This window comes from Streptomyces sp. NPDC127106 (genome assembly GCF_042677605.1).
Taxonomy (GTDB): Bacteria; Actinomycetota; Actinomycetes; order Streptomycetales; family Streptomycetaceae; genus Streptomyces.
Genome location: NZ_JBHXTC010000059.1, coordinates 15,576 through 32,896 on the forward strand (window position 1 = coordinate 15,576; position 17,321 = coordinate 32,896).

11 protein-coding genes are annotated in these 17,321 nt (G+C 72.3%); 7 read left to right on the forward strand and 4 right to left on the reverse strand.

The features are described 5' to 3' along the window. The first annotated feature begins 33 nt into the window (after positions 1-33). Both secA and ACFVGY_RS31845 read left to right on the forward strand, forming a co-directional pair. Positions 34-2,811, forward strand: coding sequence for a preprotein translocase subunit SecA (gene secA / locus ACFVGY_RS31840; RefSeq protein WP_385684033.1), 2,778 nt, complete (start codon positions 34-36; stop codon positions 2,809-2,811). A 166-nt stretch (positions 2,812-2,977) separates the two neighbouring features. Further along, the gene (locus ACFVGY_RS31845; RefSeq protein WP_385684036.1) at positions 2,978-3,130 is read left to right on the forward strand and encodes a hypothetical protein; all 153 of its coding nucleotides are present in this window, start codon (positions 2,978-2,980) and stop codon (positions 3,128-3,130) included. Positions 3,131-3,165: 35 nt separating this feature from the next. Here the strand turns inward: ACFVGY_RS31845 and ACFVGY_RS31850 are convergent, their stop codons facing one another. Then, on the reverse strand, positions 3,166-3,666 hold the full coding sequence (locus tag ACFVGY_RS31850) for an Rv3235 family protein (protein ID WP_385684039.1): 501 nt from the start codon (positions 3,664-3,666) through the stop codon (positions 3,166-3,168). A gap of 316 nt (positions 3,667-3,982) precedes the next feature. On the opposite strand from ACFVGY_RS31850, the gene ACFVGY_RS31855 reads away from it, so the two are divergent. The 4 genes from ACFVGY_RS31855 to ACFVGY_RS31870 all read left to right on the forward strand — a co-directional run bounded on the left by ACFVGY_RS31855 (position 3,983) and on the right by ACFVGY_RS31870 (position 12,387). Then, a complete protein-coding gene (locus tag ACFVGY_RS31855; protein WP_385684042.1) occupies positions 3,983-4,483 on the forward strand; it encodes a DUF6912 family protein in 501 nt (166 codons plus the stop codon). Next, entirely contained in the window at positions 4,480-5,154 is a 675-nt protein-coding gene (locus tag ACFVGY_RS31860; protein ID WP_385684045.1) for an HAD family hydrolase, read from the forward strand. Before ACFVGY_RS31855 ends, ACFVGY_RS31860 begins: the two co-directional genes overlap by 4 nt. A gap of 356 nt (positions 5,155-5,510) precedes the next feature. Then, entirely contained in the window at positions 5,511-10,475 is a 4,965-nt protein-coding gene (locus tag ACFVGY_RS31865; protein WP_385684048.1) for an NAD-glutamate dehydrogenase, read from the forward strand. Between the two features lie 139 nt (positions 10,476-10,614). Beyond that, on the forward strand, positions 10,615-12,387 hold the full coding sequence (locus ACFVGY_RS31870; protein WP_385684051.1) for an immunity 49 family protein: 1,773 nt from the start codon (positions 10,615-10,617) through the stop codon (positions 12,385-12,387). A 34-nt stretch (positions 12,388-12,421) separates the two neighbouring features. Here ACFVGY_RS31870 and ACFVGY_RS31875 read toward each other — a convergent pair whose 3' ends face one another. Then, on the reverse strand, positions 12,422-13,183 hold the full coding sequence (locus ACFVGY_RS31875; RefSeq protein ID WP_385684054.1) for an ABC transporter ATP-binding protein: 762 nt from the start codon (positions 13,181-13,183) through the stop codon (positions 12,422-12,424). Further along, on the reverse strand, positions 13,176-14,078 hold the full coding sequence (locus ACFVGY_RS31880) for an ABC transporter permease (protein ID WP_385684057.1): 903 nt from the start codon (positions 14,076-14,078) through the stop codon (positions 13,176-13,178). The genes ACFVGY_RS31875 and ACFVGY_RS31880 overlap by 8 nt, the downstream gene beginning before the upstream one ends. A gap of 152 nt (positions 14,079-14,230) precedes the next feature. Here ACFVGY_RS31880 and ACFVGY_RS31885 point away from each other — a divergent pair, with 152 nt between their 5' ends. Then, on the forward strand, positions 14,231-14,872 hold the full coding sequence (locus ACFVGY_RS31885; protein WP_385684060.1) for a TetR/AcrR family transcriptional regulator: 642 nt from the start codon (positions 14,231-14,233) through the stop codon (positions 14,870-14,872). A gap of 86 nt (positions 14,873-14,958) precedes the next feature. Here the strand turns inward: ACFVGY_RS31885 and ACFVGY_RS31890 are convergent, their stop codons facing one another. After that, positions 14,959-17,250: a CDP-glycerol glycerophosphotransferase family protein gene (locus tag ACFVGY_RS31890; protein WP_385684063.1), complete on the reverse strand. Its 2,292-nt coding sequence runs from the start codon at positions 17,248-17,250 to the stop codon at positions 14,959-14,961. Between the last annotated feature and the right edge of the window lie 71 nt (positions 17,251-17,321).

Genomic DNA, 17,321 nt, shown 5'->3' on the forward strand with positions numbered 1-17,321 from the left:
TGCCAGGCCCGACCGGCAAGGAGACAAACCTCGGTGTCCGTCTTCAACAAGCTCATGCGTGCAGGCGAAGGCAAGATCCTGCGCAAACTGCACCGCATCGCGGACCAGGTCAACTCCATCGAAGAGGACTTCGTCAACCTCTCCGACGCCGAGTTGCGTGCGCTCACCGACGAGTACAAGCAGCGCTACCGGGACGGCGAGAGCCTGGACGACCTGCTGCCGGAGGCCTTCGCCACCGTCCGCGAGGCCGCCAAGCGCGTCCTGGGCCAGCGGCACTACGACGTGCAGCTGATGGGCGGCGCCGCCCTGCACCTCGGCTACGTGGCCGAGATGAAGACCGGTGAGGGCAAGACCCTCGTCGGTACGCTCCCGGCGTACCTGAACGCCCTGTCCGGCGACGGCGTGCACCTGATCACGGTGAACGACTACCTGGCCGAGCGCGACTCCGAGATGATGGGTCGCGTCCACAAGTTCCTGGGCCTGACCGTCGGCTGCATCCTGGCCAACATGACCCCGGCGCAGCGCCGCGAGCAGTACAACTGCGACATCACCTACGGCACGAACAACGAGTTCGGCTTCGACTACCTGCGCGACAACATGGCGTGGTCGAAGGACGAGCTGGTGCAGCGCGGCCACAACTTCGCCGTGGTCGACGAGGTCGACTCCATCCTGATCGACGAGGCCCGCACCCCGCTGATCATCTCCGGTCCGGCCGACCAGGCCACGAAGTGGTACGGCGACTTCGCCAAGCTGGTCACCCGCCTGACCAGGGGCGAGCCGGGCAACCCGCTCAAGGGCATCGAGGAGACCGGCGACTACGAGGTCGACGAGAAGAAGCGCACCGTCGGCATCCACGAGGCCGGTGTCTCCAAGGTCGAGGACTGGCTCGGCATCGACAACCTCTACGAGTCGGTGAACACGCCGCTCGTCGGCTACCTGAACAACGCCATCAAGGCGAAGGAACTGTTCAAGAAGGACAAGGACTACGTCGTCATCGACGGCGAGGTCATGATCGTCGACGAGCACACCGGCCGTATCCTCGCCGGCCGCCGCTACAACGAGGGCATGCACCAGGCGATCGAGGCGAAGGAAGGGGTGGACATCAAGGACGAGAACCAGACCCTCGCCACGATCACCCTGCAGAACTTCTTCCGCCTCTACAACACGCTCTCCGGCATGACCGGTACGGCCATGACCGAGGCCGCCGAGTTCCACCAGATCTACAAGCTGGGCGTCGTCCCGATCCCGACGAACCGGCCCATGCAGCGCAAGGACCAGGCCGACCTGATCTACCGCACCGAGGTCGCCAAGTTCGCCGCCGTCGTCGACGACATCGCGGAGAAGCACGAGAAGGGCCAGCCGATCCTCGTCGGCACCACCTCGGTCGAGAAGTCCGAGTACCTGTCGCGGCAGCTGTCCAAGCGCGGCATCCCGCACGAGGTCCTCAACGCCAAGCACCACGAGCGCGAGGCCGTGATCGTCGCGCAGGCGGGCCGTCGCGGCGCCGTGACGGTCGCCACGAACATGGCCGGCCGTGGTACCGACATCAAGCTCGGCGGCAACCCGGACGACCTCGCCGAGGCCGAGCTGCGCCAGCAGGGCCTGGACCCCGAAGAGCACATCGAGGAGTGGGCGCACGCCCTGCCCGCCGCGCTGCAGCGCGCGGAAGCGGCCGTGAAGGCCGAGTTCGAGGAGGTCAAGGCGCTCGGCGGGCTGTACGTGCTGGGCACCGAGCGGCACGAGTCGCGCCGTATCGACAACCAGCTGCGCGGCCGCTCCGGCCGTCAGGGCGACCCGGGCGAGTCCCGCTTCTACCTGTCGCTGGGCGACGACCTGATGCGCCTGTTCAAGGCGCAGATGGTCGAGCGCGTGATGTCGATGGCGAACGTGCCGGACGACGTGCCGATCGAGAACAAGATGGTGACGCGCGCGATCGCGTCCGCCCAGTCGCAGGTCGAGACCCAGAACTTCGAGACGCGCAAGAACGTCCTGAAGTACGACGAGGTCCTCAACAGCCAGCGCGAGGTCATCTACGGCGAGCGCCGCCGCGTCCTGGAGGGCGAGGACCTGCACGAGCAGGTGCGCTACTTCATGGACGACACCATCGACGCGTACATCGCGGCCGAGACGGTCGAGGGCTTCGCCGAGGAGTGGGACCTGGACCGGCTGTGGGGCGCGTTCAAGCAGCTCTACCCGCTCAAGGTCACGATCGAGGAGCTGGAGGACGCGGCGGGCGACCGCGCCGGCATCACCTCCGAGTTCATCGCGGAGTCCGTCAAGGACGACATCCACGAGCAGTACGAGGCCCGTGAGAAGGCGCTCGGCTCCGACATCATGCGCGAGCTGGAGCGGCGCGTGGTGCTGTCGGTGCTGGACCGCAAGTGGCGCGAGCACCTCTACGAGATGGACTACCTCCAGGAGGGCATCGGCCTGCGGGCGATGGCCCAGAAGGACCCGCTGGTCGAGTACCAGCGCGAGGGCTTCGACATGTTCAACGCCATGATGGAGGGCATCAAGGAGGAGTCCGTCGGCTACCTGTTCAACCTGGAGGTCCAGGTCGAGCAGCAGGTCGAGGAGGTCCCGGTGCAGGAGACCGCCCCGGTGGCGGCCCCCGGCCCGCGCCCGGAGATCCGCGCCAAGGGCCTCGACACCCCGCAGCGGCCGGACCGGCTGCACTTCTCCGCCCCGACGGTGGACGGCGAGGGCGGCGTGGTCGAGGGCGACTTCGAGGCCGAGGAGGGCGACGGGATGACCCGTGCCGAGCGCCGCAAGGCGCAGAAGGCCGCCGGCGGCCGCCGCCGCAAGAAGTAGCCGCCGCCCGTAGAGGCACCCCGCCGGGGGTCGGACACCGAGTGCGTGTCCGGCCCCCGGCGGCGTTTCCGCCGCCCGTTCTGTACGGAGTGGCAAACTCCGCCCCGCGGTTCTGTACAGCTGCGGCCGGTGCGGGACCTGACGGATGGAGTGCTTAACTGCCTTCATGGACAAGCGAGTTGAGCGCCGCCGTGAGCGGCCCCAGTTCGAGCTGCGCTGCGGCGGGCTGCACATCGTGGTCGAGCGTGTTCCCGTCTGGCTGGTCGCGCTGGTGGCCACGGCCACCGGTACCGGGGCGGCCTGGTGGACCGGCCTTTAGGTCCCCCGCCCCGCCCTGCCCCGGCGGGGGCGGGGTCAGGGGAGCGGGCCCCGGATCTCGACGGCGGCGCAGCGCCAGCGCAGGTCGGGGCCCTGCTCCAGGCGGAACGCCATGGCCGAGATCCGGTCGCCGGTGGCGATGCGGGCGAAGGCCTCGATGACGCCCGGCCCCGGGTGGAAGCGCCCGCAGCGGTGCAGCACCGGGCGCAACCGGCTGCGCAGCGGACCGGCCGGGGCCAGGCCCACCAGCTGGTCGTAGGCGGGTCCGATGGTGAGGCCGAGCAGGGAGTGCACCGGGCGCTGGCCGCTGATCACCGCCAGCAGGCGTTCGGCGAACCAGTCGTGGGGCCCGCGGGCGGCCTGCGGGCGGGCCTCCCGCGGGCCGGGGCGGCGCTGGTCGCGACGGCCCGGGGGCCGGGCGGCGTTCCCGGTCGGCCCGGCCGCCCGGGGCGGCCGCCCCGGCGGCCCGGCGGTCCGCGTCGCCTGCGTCGTCCGCGTCGCGCTGCTCGTCCTGCTGGTCCCGGTCCTGGTGGTCATGGCGGTCGTCCCCCACGCGTACGGGCCCGGGGCGGTACCGGGCGGTAACTTCGTCGGGGATCTTCTACGGCCGCCCGACACGCTCCGCAACAAAGCCGTGGCGCCCCGGCGGGTCCCGCGCCGCTTCACCTATCCGGGTGGCCGGAGCCCCGCAGGAGGCCGCACACGGGCCGCCTGGAGCCGCGCCGTGGACGCGCCCCGCCGTCGCCCGTGCAGCCCGAAGGGGGACCGGGGCCGTCACCGCACGCAGTCTTCCGCCGCCGCTGCGCCACCGTCGTATCCTGAGGGCGTTCCCGACTACCGAAAGCAGCCGGCCATGCGCGTGTACGTCCCCCTGACCGTCCCCGGGCTCGCCGAGGTGCACCAGGCGGGTGAGCTGGGCGGATCCCCCCTGCGCGCGTACGCCGTCACGCCCGGCCTGCGCGAGTGGTACGTGTCGGACGACATCGAGGAGCTGGAGTACGCCGCCCTCGGCCGGGCCGCCACCGCCTCCCTGCGGATGCTGGCCGAGGACCCGACCGCCCCGCGCAAGCGCGTCGTCGTCGCCCTCGACGTGGCCGACAAGGCCGTCACGGCCGTCCCCGGGATCGACGAGGCCTCCCTCGGGCAGGTCGCCGTCGCCGGCCCGGTCCGGCTGACCGCGGCGGCCGCCGTCCACGCGGACGCCGAGGACGCGGTCAAGGACGTCGAGGCGGCCGCTGCGGCCGTCGGGGCCGCCGACGCCGGGGACGACGACGCCCAGTTCACCGTGGACGGCGCCGACGACCACGAGCTGCTGTGGTTCGGCGTCCAGGAGATCCCGGGGCTCCTGGCATGAGCGTCGGATCGAAGGCCACCCACATCGTCTGGGACTGGAACGGCACCCTGCTCCACGACATCGACGCCGTGATCACGGCGACGAACGCCTCCTTCGCCGAGTTCGGCTTCGCGTCGATCACGCTGGAGCGCTACCGTGAGCTCTACGTCGTACCGGTGCCGAAGTTCTACGAGCGGCTCATGGGCCGGCTGCCCACCGAAGCCGAGTGGGCCGTCATGGACGAGGCGTTCCACCGCCACTACTGGGCCGCTGCCGCGGACGCCGGGCTCGCCGAAGGGGCCCGGGAGCTGCTGAGCGACTGGCAGGCCGCCGGGCTCACCCAGTCCCTGCTGTCGCTGGCACCCCACGACCGGCTCGTACCGCTGGTGCGGGCGTACGGCATCGACCGGCACTTCCTGCGCGTCGACGGCCGCACCGGCCCCTCGCACAGCTCCAAGGCCGCCCACCTGGTCCGGCACATGGCGGCCCTGGAGGCCGGCGGTGTGACGGCCGGGCGCACGGTCCTCATCGGGGACGCGGTCGACGACGCCGTGGCCGCCGCCCACGTGGGCGCGCGGGCCGTCCTCTACACGGGTGGTTCGCACAGCCGCAGCAGTTTGGAATCAGCCGGTGTGCCGGTCGTGGACACCCTGGCAGAGGCCGTAGCCACTGCTCGCGAGCTGGCCGAATAGGTACTGGCACGCGAGGTGGTCCGCGTCACTGCGCACATCGTCAAACTTCCGGACTTGCTTTTGTACAGATCCGGACCGTGACGCGGTGGGGGGAGGGCGAGATAGCCTGGTACCCGTGATCAGCGCGATAGTCCGCGGGGGCACTGACGCCCCCGGCCCGCGCCCGGCGCACGACCGTGCCCGGGCCTTCGCTGATCCCCGCTGCCGGGACGCCTGGCCGATTCTGGCCGTATCCCTCCCGGTCGGCTCTCACGACGACATAGCGTCGCTTCCGGACGGACTACCCGCAGCGCGGCGCTACGTCATTCCTTCCTTCACCTACGTCACGCAATGGCGCGCGACAGGAGCCAGAGGACATGCAGACCAAGCTGGACGAAGCAAAGGCCGAGCTGCTCGCGCGGGCGGCCCGGGTAGCTGAGCACAGCCCGGCCGGGGGACTCCTTCCGACCGGTGCCGAGCAGAAAGAGCGGCCCGACCGGGACACGACGCTCGCCTATCTCCAGCGCTACTACCTGCACACCGCCCCCGAGGACCTCGTCGACCGGGACCCCGTCGACGTCTTCGGGGCGGCGCTGTCGCACTACCGGCTCGCCGAGACCCGGCCGCAGGGCACCGCGAACGTCCGCGTGCACACCCCGACCGTCGAGGAGAACGGCTGGACCTCCAGCCACTCCGTCGTCGAGGTCGTCACCGACGACATGCCCTTCCTCGTGGACTCCGTGACGAACGAGCTGTCCCGCCAGGGCCGCGGCATCCACGTCGTGATCCACCCCCAGGTCGTCGTCCGCCGCGACGTCACGGGCAAGCTGATCGAGATCCTCGGTCCCGACTGCGACGCGCACGGCCCCAAGACCGCGCGCCCCCACGACTCCCTCGTCGAGTCCTGGATCCACGTCGAGATCGACCGCGAGACCGACCGCGCCGACCTCAAGCAGATCACCGTCGACCTGCTGCGCGTCCTGTCCGACGTCCGCGAGGCCGTCGAGGACTGGGAGAAGATGCGCGAGGCCGCGCTGCGCATCGCCGACGGCCTCCCCGACGAGCCGACCGCCGCCGACCTCCACGAGTACGAGCTCGAAGAGGCCCGCGAGCTGCTGCGCTGGCTCGCCGACGACCACTTCACCTTCCTCGGCTACCGCGAGTACAACCTCGTCGACGGCGACGCCCTCGCGGCCGTGCCCGGCACCGGCCTCGGCATCCTGCGCTCCGACCCGCACCACAGCGGCAAGGACGACGCCCACGCGGTCTCCCCGTCCTTCAACCGGCTGCCGGCCGACGCCCGCGCCAAGGCCCGCGAGCACCGCCTGCTGGTGCTGACCAAGGCCAACAGCCGCGCCACCGTCCACCGCCCCTCGTACCTCGACTACATCGGCGTGAAGAAGTTCGACGCCGACGGCAACGTCGTCGGCGAGCGCCGCTTCCTCGGCCTGTTCTCCTCCGCCGCGTACACCGAGTCCGTGCGCCGCGTCCCGGTCATCCGCCGCAAGGTCGCCGAGGTGCTCGAAGGCGCCGGCTTCTCGCCGAGCAGCCACGACGGCCGCGACCTGCTCCAGATCCTGGAGACCTACCCGCGCGACGAGCTGTTCCAGACCCCGGTCGACAAGCTCCGCGAGATCGCCACCTCCGTCCTGTACCTGCAGGAGCGCCGCCGGCTGCGGCTGTACCTGCGCCAGGACGAGTACGGCCGCTACTACTCGGCCCTCGTCTACCTGCCGCGCGACCGGTTCACCACCGGCGTGCGGCTGCGGCTGATGGACATCCTGAAGGAGGAGCTCGGCGGCACCAGCGTCGACTTCACCGCCTGGAACACCGAGTCGATCCTCTCCCGCATCCACTTCGTCGTCCGCGTCCCGCAGGGCACCGAGCTGCCCGCGCTGACCGACGCCGACGTCGAGCGCGTCGAGGGCCGCCTCGTGGAGGCCGCCCGCTCCTGGTCCGACGGCTTCGGCGAAGCCCTGGTCGCCGAGCTCGGCGAGGAGCGCGCCGCCGAACTGCTGCGCAAGTACAGCGGCTCCTTCCCCGAGGGCTACAAGGCCGACCACACGCCGCGCATGGCCGTTTCCGACCTGTGCCACCTGGAGCGGCTCTCCGCCAGCGACAGCGAGTTCGCGCTGTCCCTGTACGAGCCGGTCGGCGCGGGCCCCGGCGAGCGCCGGTTCAAGATCTACCGCACCGGTGAGCAGGTCTCGCTGTCCGCGGTCCTGCCGGTGCTGCAGCGCCTCGGCGTCGAGGTCACCGACGAGCGCCCGTACGAGCTGCGCCGCAGCGACCGCACCAGCGCGTGGATCTACGACTTCGGCCTGCGCATGCCCGTCGCCGGGAACGGCGACAACTACCTCGGCGACGGCGCCCGCGAGCGCTTCCAGGACGCCTTCTCCGCCGTGTGGCGGGGCGAAGCCGAGAACGACAACTTCAACACCCTGGTCCTGAGCGCCAAGCTCACCTGGCGGCAGGCCGTCATCCTGCGCGCGTACGCCAAGTACCTGCGTCAGGCCGGCTCCACCTTCAGCCAGGACTACATGGAGGACACCCTCCGCAACAACGTCCACATCACGCGGCTGCTGATCTCGCTGTTCGAGGCCCGGATGTCGCCCGGACGCCAGTCCGCCGGCACCGAGCTCGTCGACGCGATGCAGGAGGAGCTGGACGGGGCCCTGGACCAGGTCGCCTCGCTGGACGAGGACCGGATCCTGCGGTCCTTCCTCACGCTGATCAAGGCGACCCTGCGGACCAACTTCTTCCAGCTCAACGCCCAGGGCGAGCAGCACTCCTACGTGTCGATGAAGTTCGACCCGCAGGCCATCCCGGAGCTGCCGGCGCCCCGCCCGGCCTTCGAGATCTGGGTGTACTCGCCGCGTGTCGAGGGCGTCCACCTGCGCTTCGGCAAGGTCGCCCGCGGCGGTCTGCGCTGGTCCGACCGCCGCGAGGACTTCCGTACGGAGATCCTCGGCCTGGTCAAGGCGCAGATGGTCAAGAACACCGTCATCGTGCCGGTTGGTGCCAAGGGCGGCTTCGTCGCCAAGAACCTGCCGGACCCGTCGGTGGACCGCGACGCCTGGCTCGCCGAGGGCGTCGCCGCGTACAAGATCTTCATTTCGGCGCTGCTCGACATCACCGACAACATGGTCGGCGGCGAGGTCGTGCCGCCCAAGGGCGTGGTCCGCCACGACGAGGACGACACCTACCTCGTCGTCGCCGCCGACAAGGGCACGGCCACCTTCTCCGACATCGCCAACGGCGTCGCGGAGTCGTACGGCTTCTGGCTGGGCGACGCCTTCGCCTCGGGCGGCTCGGCCGGCTACGACCACAAGGGCATGGGCATCACCGCCCGCGGCGCCTGGGAGTCCGTCAAGCGGCACTTCCGCGAGCTCGGCCACGACACCCAGACCCAGGACTTCACCGTCGTCGGCGTCGGTGACATGTCCGGTGACGTCTTCGGCAACGGCATGCTGCTCTCCGAGCACATCCGCCTGGTCGCCGCCTTCGACCACCGGCACATCTTCATCGACCCGACCCCGGACGCGGCCGTCTCGTACGCCGAGCGCCGGCGCCTGTTCGAGCTGCCGCGCTCCTCGTGGGCGGACTACAACCCCGAGCTGCTGTCCGCGGGCGGCGGCGTCCACCCGCGCAGCGCGAAGTCCATCCCGGTCAACGCGCACATCCGGGAGGCCCTCGGGATCGAGGCGGGGGTCACCAAGATGACCCCGGCCGAGCTGATGCAGGCCGTCCTGCACGCCCCCGTGGACCTGCTGTGGAACGGCGGCATCGGCACCTACGTCAAGGCCACGGCCGAGACGCACGCCGAGGTCGGCGACAAGGCCAACGACGCCATCCGCGTCAACGGCGCCGACGTCCGGGCCAAGGTCATCGGCGAGGGCGGCAACCTGGGCCTCACCCAGCTCGGCCGCATCGAGTTCGCCCGGACCGGCGCCGGTGGCGAGGGCGGCAAGGTCAACACCGACGCCATCGACAACAGCGCGGGCGTGGACACCTCCGACCACGAGGTGAACATCAAGATCCTGCTGAACGCGGTCGTCGCCGACGGCGACATGACCGTCAAGCAGCGCAACGCCCTGCTGGCGGAGATGACCGACGAGGTCGGCCGCCTGGTGCTGCGCAACAACTACGCGCAGAACACCGCCCTGGCCAACGGCATCGCCCAGGCCCACAGCCTGCTCCACGCCCAGCAGCGCTTCGTGCGCCGCCTGGAGCAGGCCGGCCAGCTCAACCGTGACCTGGAGTTCCTGCCCAGCGACCGGCAGATCCGCGAGCTGCTCGGCGGCGGCACCGGCCTGACCCAGCCGGAGCTGGCCGTCCTGCTGGCCTACACCAAGATCACGGTGGCGGACGAGCTCATCACCACCGAGCTGCCGGACGACCCGTACCTGCGCCGCCTGCTGGACGCGTACTTCCCGGCCGCGCTGCGCGCGAAGTTCCCGGAGCAGATCGCCTCCCACGCCCTGCGCCGCGAGATCATCACCACGCTGCTGGTCAACGACACCGTCAACACCGGTGGTTCGACCTTCCTGCACCGGCTGCGCGAGGAGACCGGCGCCTCCACCGAGGAGATCGTGCGGGCGCAGCTCGCGGCCCGCGAGATCTTCGGCCTGGCCGCGGTGTGGGACGCGGTCGAGGCCCTCGACAACAAGGTCGCGGCGGACGTCCAGACCCGGGTGCGCCTGCACTCGCGGCGCCTGGTCGAGCGCGGCACGCGCTGGCTGCTGAACAACCGGCCGCAGCCGCTCCAGATCACCGAGACCATCGAGCTGTTCGCCGAGCGGGTCGCCCAGGTCTGGGCCGAGCTGCCGAAGCTGGTGCGCGGCGCGGACCTGGAGTGGTACCAGCTGGTCATGGACGAGCTGACCGGCGAGGGCGTGCCGGAGGAGCTGGCGGCGAAGGTCGCCGGGTTCTCCTCGGCCTTCCCGACGCTCGACATCGTGGCGATCTCGGACCGGACCGGCGTGGACCCGCTGGGCGTCGCCGAGGTGTACTACGACCTGGCCGACCGCCTGGAGATCACCCAGCTGATGGACCGGATCATCGAGCTGCCGCGGGCCGACCGCTGGCAGTCCATGGCCCGCGCCTCCATCCGCGAGGACCTGTTCGCGGCGCACGCGGCGCTGACCGCCGACGTGCTGGCGGCCGGTGAGGCCGGTGCGACCCCCGAGGAGCGCTTCGAGGCCTGGGAGGACAAGAACGCGGCGATCATCGCCCGTGCCCGGACCACCCTGGACGAGATCCGCGGCTCGGACGACTTCGACCTCGCGAACCTGTCGGTCGCGATGCGGACGATGCGGTCGCTGCTGCGCGTGCACAGCTGACGACCGGCAGCTGACGACCCTTCGGGGCCGTGAGCGAACGAGCGGCTCGGAACCATGAGTTCCGGGCCGCTCGTCGTGTAGGGCGTTGCCCGCCACAGGGCTTGGCCACCTCACGACACCACGGGGAAGCAGGACAGCAGTGCACATCGAACGACACCAGGTGGGCGGGGCCGCGGTCGCCGCGGCGCGCGAGGACTTCGTGAACCGGATCGGCTCCCTGGTCCGCTCCATGTCCCGCGCGGACCGCATGGCCACGTACGAATGGCAGACGATCTCCGAGGAGCTCCTCGACTACCTCGGCGCGCTCTCCGTGGAGACGCCCCGCCTCGACACCCCCGAGGCCCGGGCCGTCCTGAAGGACGCCGCGGAAGCCGCCGCGGGCGCGGTGTCGTTCGCCGCGTACTACGGGTACGACTCCTTCCACGTCTTCCTCGACTACGTCAACTTCGGCATGAGCTACGACCGGGACGGTGACCCGGCCGACCGGGAGTCCGTCAGCCCCCACGACTGGCTCGACGCCTTCTGCCTGGCCGTGATCGACGGAGACACCGGACGGCACGGCGAGGCCTTCCACTTCGCCCGCCAGGAATCCCAGGCGCAGCACGCGGGCCGGCCCGCCGCCGAACTGGTCGGCGGCTTCATGGCGTACGTCTGCGGCGACCTGAACGACGACGACCAGGACTTCCCGCCGTCACAGGAGGCGAAGCTCGCCGCGATCGACGCCGGGCTCGCCCGGATCGACGCCCTCGCCCGGGAGACCGGCGAGGCGCTCCCGGACCACCCGGACAGCGCCGCCCTGCGTGCCCTGCGCGCCCTGACCGCAGGCGACCGGGAGGCGTACGGCACCGAACTCGTCGGGCTGCTGCACCGCCACGCCGAGCAGCCCGGGGCCTGGGTGCGGAGCCAGCCGCGCACGCTGCTGCCGCTCGTTCCGATCGCTCTGGCCGCGCTCGGCCACCGCGACCACGGCTGGTGGCCGCCGGTCGACACCGACTACCTGCCGTACGCGCTGCTCACCGGCTTCGCCAAGCCCGGGCCGAGGGTCGGCGCCTTCGGCCGCGACCGGCGCCCGGACGCGGTCGCGGAGCTGGCGGGCGGGCGGACCGTGGAGTTCGAACGGCCCCTCGCCCCGCAGCCGCTGACCGCGGAGGGCGAGGCCGGGTTCGAGGAGAGCACCCGCAAGGCCTTCACGCCGCAGGACGGCCCGGGACTGTCCTCCTGGCGTCTGGCCAGCGCCCTGCAGTACCAGGAGATCCTCTTCAAGACCCGCGCCACGCACGGCCCCGACGTCACCGATGTCCAGCTGCGGGGGCTGCACCTGGCCTCCGCGGTGGGCGCCGCGTTGTTCCGCACCACGCTGGCGGAGCCGGGCACCGAGACCGTGGTCCACGTCGAGGGGCGCACCCTGACGTACCCCGCCTACAGCGGTCACCGGGCCGGGCTCGCCCAGTGGCTCACGGCGACCCACCTCGCCCTGATCACGGGGGTGCGCGAGGACCTCGCCCCGCTCGTGCTGGCCGGGCCCACCCGGCTCCAGGAGGGCGCCCCCGCCTACTCGGCGTACTGCCGGGCCCTGCACGCCTATCTGCGCGGGGAGGATGCCGAGGAGGCCGCCGAGCACGCCGTACGGGCCCGGGAGGGCACCGCGGCGGGCGGCTTCCTGCCGCCCCCGGTCGCGTTGCTGTCGCAGCTGGTCGAGGGCGACGAGGAGAGCTTCAACCTCGCCCTCCTCGACGCCCTGGAGGCCCACCGCGACCACTACCTGGTGGCCGACCGCGCCGAGGACTGCGACGCGGCCCTCGACCTGGGCGCACTGGCCCTGGCCTGCCACGCCCGGCGCCGCGGCTGGAACATCCGGGTCGCCTCCCCGTACCTGCCGCCGCGCCTCCTGGAGGCGGCCGCGCCGCTGTAGGGCGTACCGGGCGGGTCAGCCGCCACCGGGCGGGTCAGCCGCCCGTGTGGGCCTCGTACGCGGAGCAGACCTCGTCGGCGGGGCCGTCCATCCGCAGGACGCCCGCCTCCAGCCAGATGGCGCGGTCGCAGGTCTCGCGGACCGTGCCGATGCCGTGACTGACGAGGAAGACGGTCCCGGCCTGCGCGCGCAGCTCCTCGATGCGCTTCTGGCTGCGCCGCTGGAAGGCGGCGTCGCCGGTGGCCAGGGCCTCGTCGATCATCAGCACGTCGTGGTCCTTGGCGGCGGCGATGGAGAAGCGCAGCCGGGCGCCCATGCCGGAGGAGTACGTCCGCATGGGCAGGGAGATGAAGTCGCCCTTCTCGTTGATGCCGGAGAAGTCGACGATGTCCTGGTAGCGCTCGTGGATCTGCTGCCGGGACATGCCCATGGCCAAGCCGCCGAGGATCACGTTGCGCTCGCCGGTGAGGTCGTTCATCAGGGCGGCGTTGACGCCGAGCAGCGAGGGCTGGCCGTGGGAGTAGACGGTGCCGCGGGCGACGGGCTGGAGTCCGGCGATCGCCTTGAGCAGGGTGGACTTGCCCGAGCCGTTGGAGCCGATCAGGCCGATGGCCTCGCCCCGGTACGCGGTGAAGCTGACGCCCTTGACGGCGTGCACCTCGCGGACGCCCGGGTCCGACCGGCGGGAGAGCAGCCGGCTGAGGGCGGCGGTGGCGCCGCCCTTGCGGGCGCCGGTATTCACCTTGTACACGACGTGGACGTCGTCGGCGATGACGGTGGGGACGCGGTCAGCCACGGCCGTACTCCTCCTCTGCCTTCCAGAACCAGACGAACCCGCCGACGCCGGCGAGCAGGGCCCAGCCGACGGCGATCGCCCACGCGTGGGGCGGGAGCGCGTCGAAGCTGTCGATGAGGGCGTAGCGCATCAGGTCGATGTAGACGGCCGCCGGGTTGAGCTTCAGGGCGAGGGCGGCCCAGTGCGGCAGGTTGCCCTGGTGGAGCATCTGCTCGATGGACCACATGACGCCCGAGGAGTACATCCAGGTGCGCAGCACGAAGGGCATCAGCTGGCTGACGTCCGGGGTCCTGGCGCCGATCCTGGCCATCACCATGGCGCAGCCGGCGCAGAAGACGGCCGTCAGCGCCAGGACGGGTACGGCCAGCAGCCAGGCGGGACGGGGGGTCTGGCCGAAGGCGAGCAGCAGCACGACGAGCGCGCCCATGGTCACCAGCAGCTGCTGGAACAGTTGGAGGACGGAGGCCAGCGGCAGGCTCGCGCGGGGGAAGTGCAGGGCGCGGACCAGGCCCAGGTTGGCGTGCACGGCGCGGGTGCCCGTGTTGATCGAGCTGCCGATGAAGTCCCAGACGAAGACGCCGGTCAGCAGGAACGGCAGGTAGTCGGGCACGCCGTGGCTGGCGTTCAGGACGATGCCGAAGACGAAGTAGTAGACGGCCGCGTTGAGCACCGGGGTGGCCAGGTGCCAGACCTGGCCGAGCTTCGCGGTGCTGTACGTGGCCTGCATCCGGGCGGTGGCGTACGCGGTGACGAAGTGGCGGCGGCCCCAGAGCCGGCGCACGTACTCCGGAAGCGGGGGGCGGGCGCCGCTGACCGTCAGGCCGTGGGCGGCGGCCAGCTCCGCGGGGCTCGCGGCGGCCGGGGAGGCCGGGGCGGGTGGGGCGGGTGAGGTCACGGTCACGGGGGTCGCTTTCGACGGGGCCAGAACGTGAGGGGCGACGGGACGGATCCGTATCGTCGCTACGGGGAGACTAGGGCGGCATGCGACGGAACGCAACCGTATCGTCGTGACGGAGTGGTGCTGGCGCGCCCGGCTATGCTCGGTCCATGACCACGGACCCCGCCGCCGCCTCCCCGCCCGCCCCCGCCCGCCGCGCCCCCGCCGGGGCCGCCGTACTGCGCGAGGACGTGACCGAGGCGATCCGCGCCGCGGTACTGGAGGAGCTGGCCGCGGTCGGGTTCTCGCGGATGTCGATCGAGGGGATCGCGCGGCGCGCCGGAGTCGGCAAGACGGCCGTCTACCGGCGCTGGAAGTCCAAGCTCCACCTGGTCCTGGACCTGGTGCAGGCCTTCGCGGTGGACGGCCTGCCCGTACCCGCCACGGGCTCGCTCCACGGAGACGTGCGCGCCTTGCTGGAGGTCATGTCCCACGTGCTGCGCCACCCGGTGGCCTCCGCGGTGATCCCCGACCTGCTCGTCGAAGCGGCCCGCAGTCCGGAGATCGCGGACGCGGTGCGCGGCGCCCTCCTCGACGGGGAGCGGCGGATGGCCGAGGGCATCGTGTCCGACGCCGTCGAGCGCGGCGAGCTGGCACCGGGCACGGATCCCGGTCGGGCGCTGGACCTCGCGATCGGGCCGCTGTACTGGCGGCAGGTGGTGGTCCGCGACGAGGTCCCGCCCGGCTACCTCGACGACCTGGCCGCCTCGGTGGTGGCAGGCCTCACGTCCATGGCTCCCGGGCGGCCCTGACCGGAAGCGGCGGCCCGGGCAGCCGGCGGGGGCCGCCGGCGGGGGCCGCCGGCGGGGGCGGCCGGCCCGGGCGGTCGCCTTCACCCCTACGGCCACAGGCCCCGTGTGGTCAGGGGGGCCAGAGCGGGCTCCGGGGTGCGCGAGGACGGCGCCGGGGCGGGCCGCCGGTCCACGAGCGGAACCACCGGCGGGACCGGCGACGGCTCCCCCAGGAAGACCCGGCGCACCACCCGCTCCGCCGCGTGCCCGTCGTCGAACTGGCAGAACCGGGCCCGGAACGCAGCCCGCAGCTGCGCCGAGCGCGAGCCCTGCCAGTGGCCCGTGGCGAAGATGTCCACGAGCTCGTCCTCGGTCCGCGCGATCGCCCCGGGTGGGCAGCTCCGCAGGTCGAAGTAGGTGCCGCGGGCGGCCTCGTACGCCTCCCAGTCGTCCGCGTGGATGACGATCGGGCGGTCCAGCGCCGCGTAGTCGAACATCAGGGACGAGTAGTCCGTCACCAACGCGTCCGACGCCAGGCAGAGTTCCTCCACCGAGGGGTGCGCGGAGACGTCGATCAGGCGCGGGTGGCGCACCGGCTCGCCCACCGGGCCCGCCCCGGTGCCCGCGCCCGTGTCCGCGTAGGTCAGGTGCCGGCGGGAGAGGATCGTGAAGCGCGGCCCCAGGTCCCGCAACACCCGCTCGAAGTCCAGGTGCTCGGGGCGGCTGCGCCGGTAGTCGCGGTGGGTCGGCGCGTACAGGACCGCCGTCGAGCCCGCCGGGATGCCCAGGCGCTCGCGCAGCTCCGCCACGTCCGGCCCGGTGGCCCGGTGGAAGGCGTCGTTGCGCGGGTAGCCGTACTCCAGGGTGGTGTAGGCGGCCGGAACCGCCCGCTCCCACACCAGCGTGGAGTGCCGGTTCGCGGAGAGCAGGTAGTCCCACTGGTCCGCGCCGCGCAGCAGACCGTCGAAGTCCGTGGTGGGGGCGGCCGCCGGCCGGTCCTGGAGGTCGAGGCCGACCCGCTTCAGCGGAGTCCCGTGCTGGGTCTGCAGCAGCACCTGACCCCGGCGCTTGACCAGGCCGCGGTCGAAGTTGACGTTGGTGGTCAGGTACCCGGCCCGCGCCAACGCGCTCCAGTACGCGGCCGAGCCCGGGCGCAGCAGGGCGGTCCGCGGCGGGAGGGTCGCCGCGTGCCGGGGATCGCAGATCCAGGCGGTCCGCATCCGCGGGGCGAGCTCGCGCAGCTTGGCCTCGATCGCCGCCGGGTTGCAGGCGTAGCCGCCGTGCCAGTACGCGGAGAACACGGCCAGCTCCCGGCGCAGCGGCAGCAGCCGCTGGAGGCGGTAGTGCAGGCGCAGCGCGGTCTCGCGCAGCCCCCGCCACAGGGCGGTCCCGGCCCGGGCCGCGGCCGCCCCGGCGGGGTCCAGCGCCGCCAGGGCGCCGTACGTGCGGCGCAGGCCGAGCCGCATCAGGGCGTGCCGGATCCGGTCGGCGCGCGACAGCGACAGCGGCGGCGGGGCCGGGTCGGCCGGCCGGTGGCGGCGCAGGAGCGCGCAGGCCCGCGCGAAGAACTCGGCCCGGGCGGCGCGCGGGAGGCGGCGCGGGTCCGCGTACAGGGCGCAGAGGTGCCCGGCGGTCCGTCGGTGCACGGCCGGCCGCCAGCGCTCCAGACCGGGGCGGGTGGCGATCAGGCCGAAGACCCGCTCGTACTGGTCGAGGACGTCGAGGTGGCGGCGGGTGGTGGTGGTCCGGAGCGAGCCGGTGCGCCGCTGCCGGTCGTACACGCACACCCGGTCCAGGACGGCGACGGACTCGGCCGCCAGCAGCGCCTGGGAGCTCCAGACGAGGTCCTCGTAGAGGCCGGTCGGGAAGGACAACCCCTCCCGCTCGACGTAGTCGCGGCGGCAGGCCTTGTTCCAGGCCGCCGCCGGCAGGCGGAGGAGGGCCGGGCGGTCGGCGGGGCGGAAGCTGGCCGGGCCGTCCTCGCCGAGCAGGTGGGCGAGCGGGTTGCGGGCCGTGTCCCCGGTCACGAGCAGACGCGCGTGGTCGTAGACGAGGACGTCGGGAGAACCGGTGTGCCCCAGCCGGTCGGCGACGGCCCGCAGGGCACCCGGGGCGAGGGTGTCGTCGCCGTCGAGGAAGACCAGGTAGTCGCCGGTCGCCCGGGCCAGCCCCGCGTTGCGGGCCGGGCCCGCGCCCAGGTTGTGCGCCAGGTGCACGGCCGTCACCCGGGGGTCGCGGGCCGCGTACTCGTCGATCAGCGCACCGCAGGCGTCGGGCGAGGCGTCGTCGACGGCGATCAGTTCCAGGTCCGGGTAGGACTGGGACAGGACCGATTCCAGGCTCTCCTGGAGGTACGCCTGAACCTTGTACGCGGGCACGATGACGCTGAACCGGGGCACGGCACATCCAGGAGTCGGCGCGGGCTTACCTCCCAGGAACCCCCGGTGCGGCGACCGGGTTACGCGGTGTG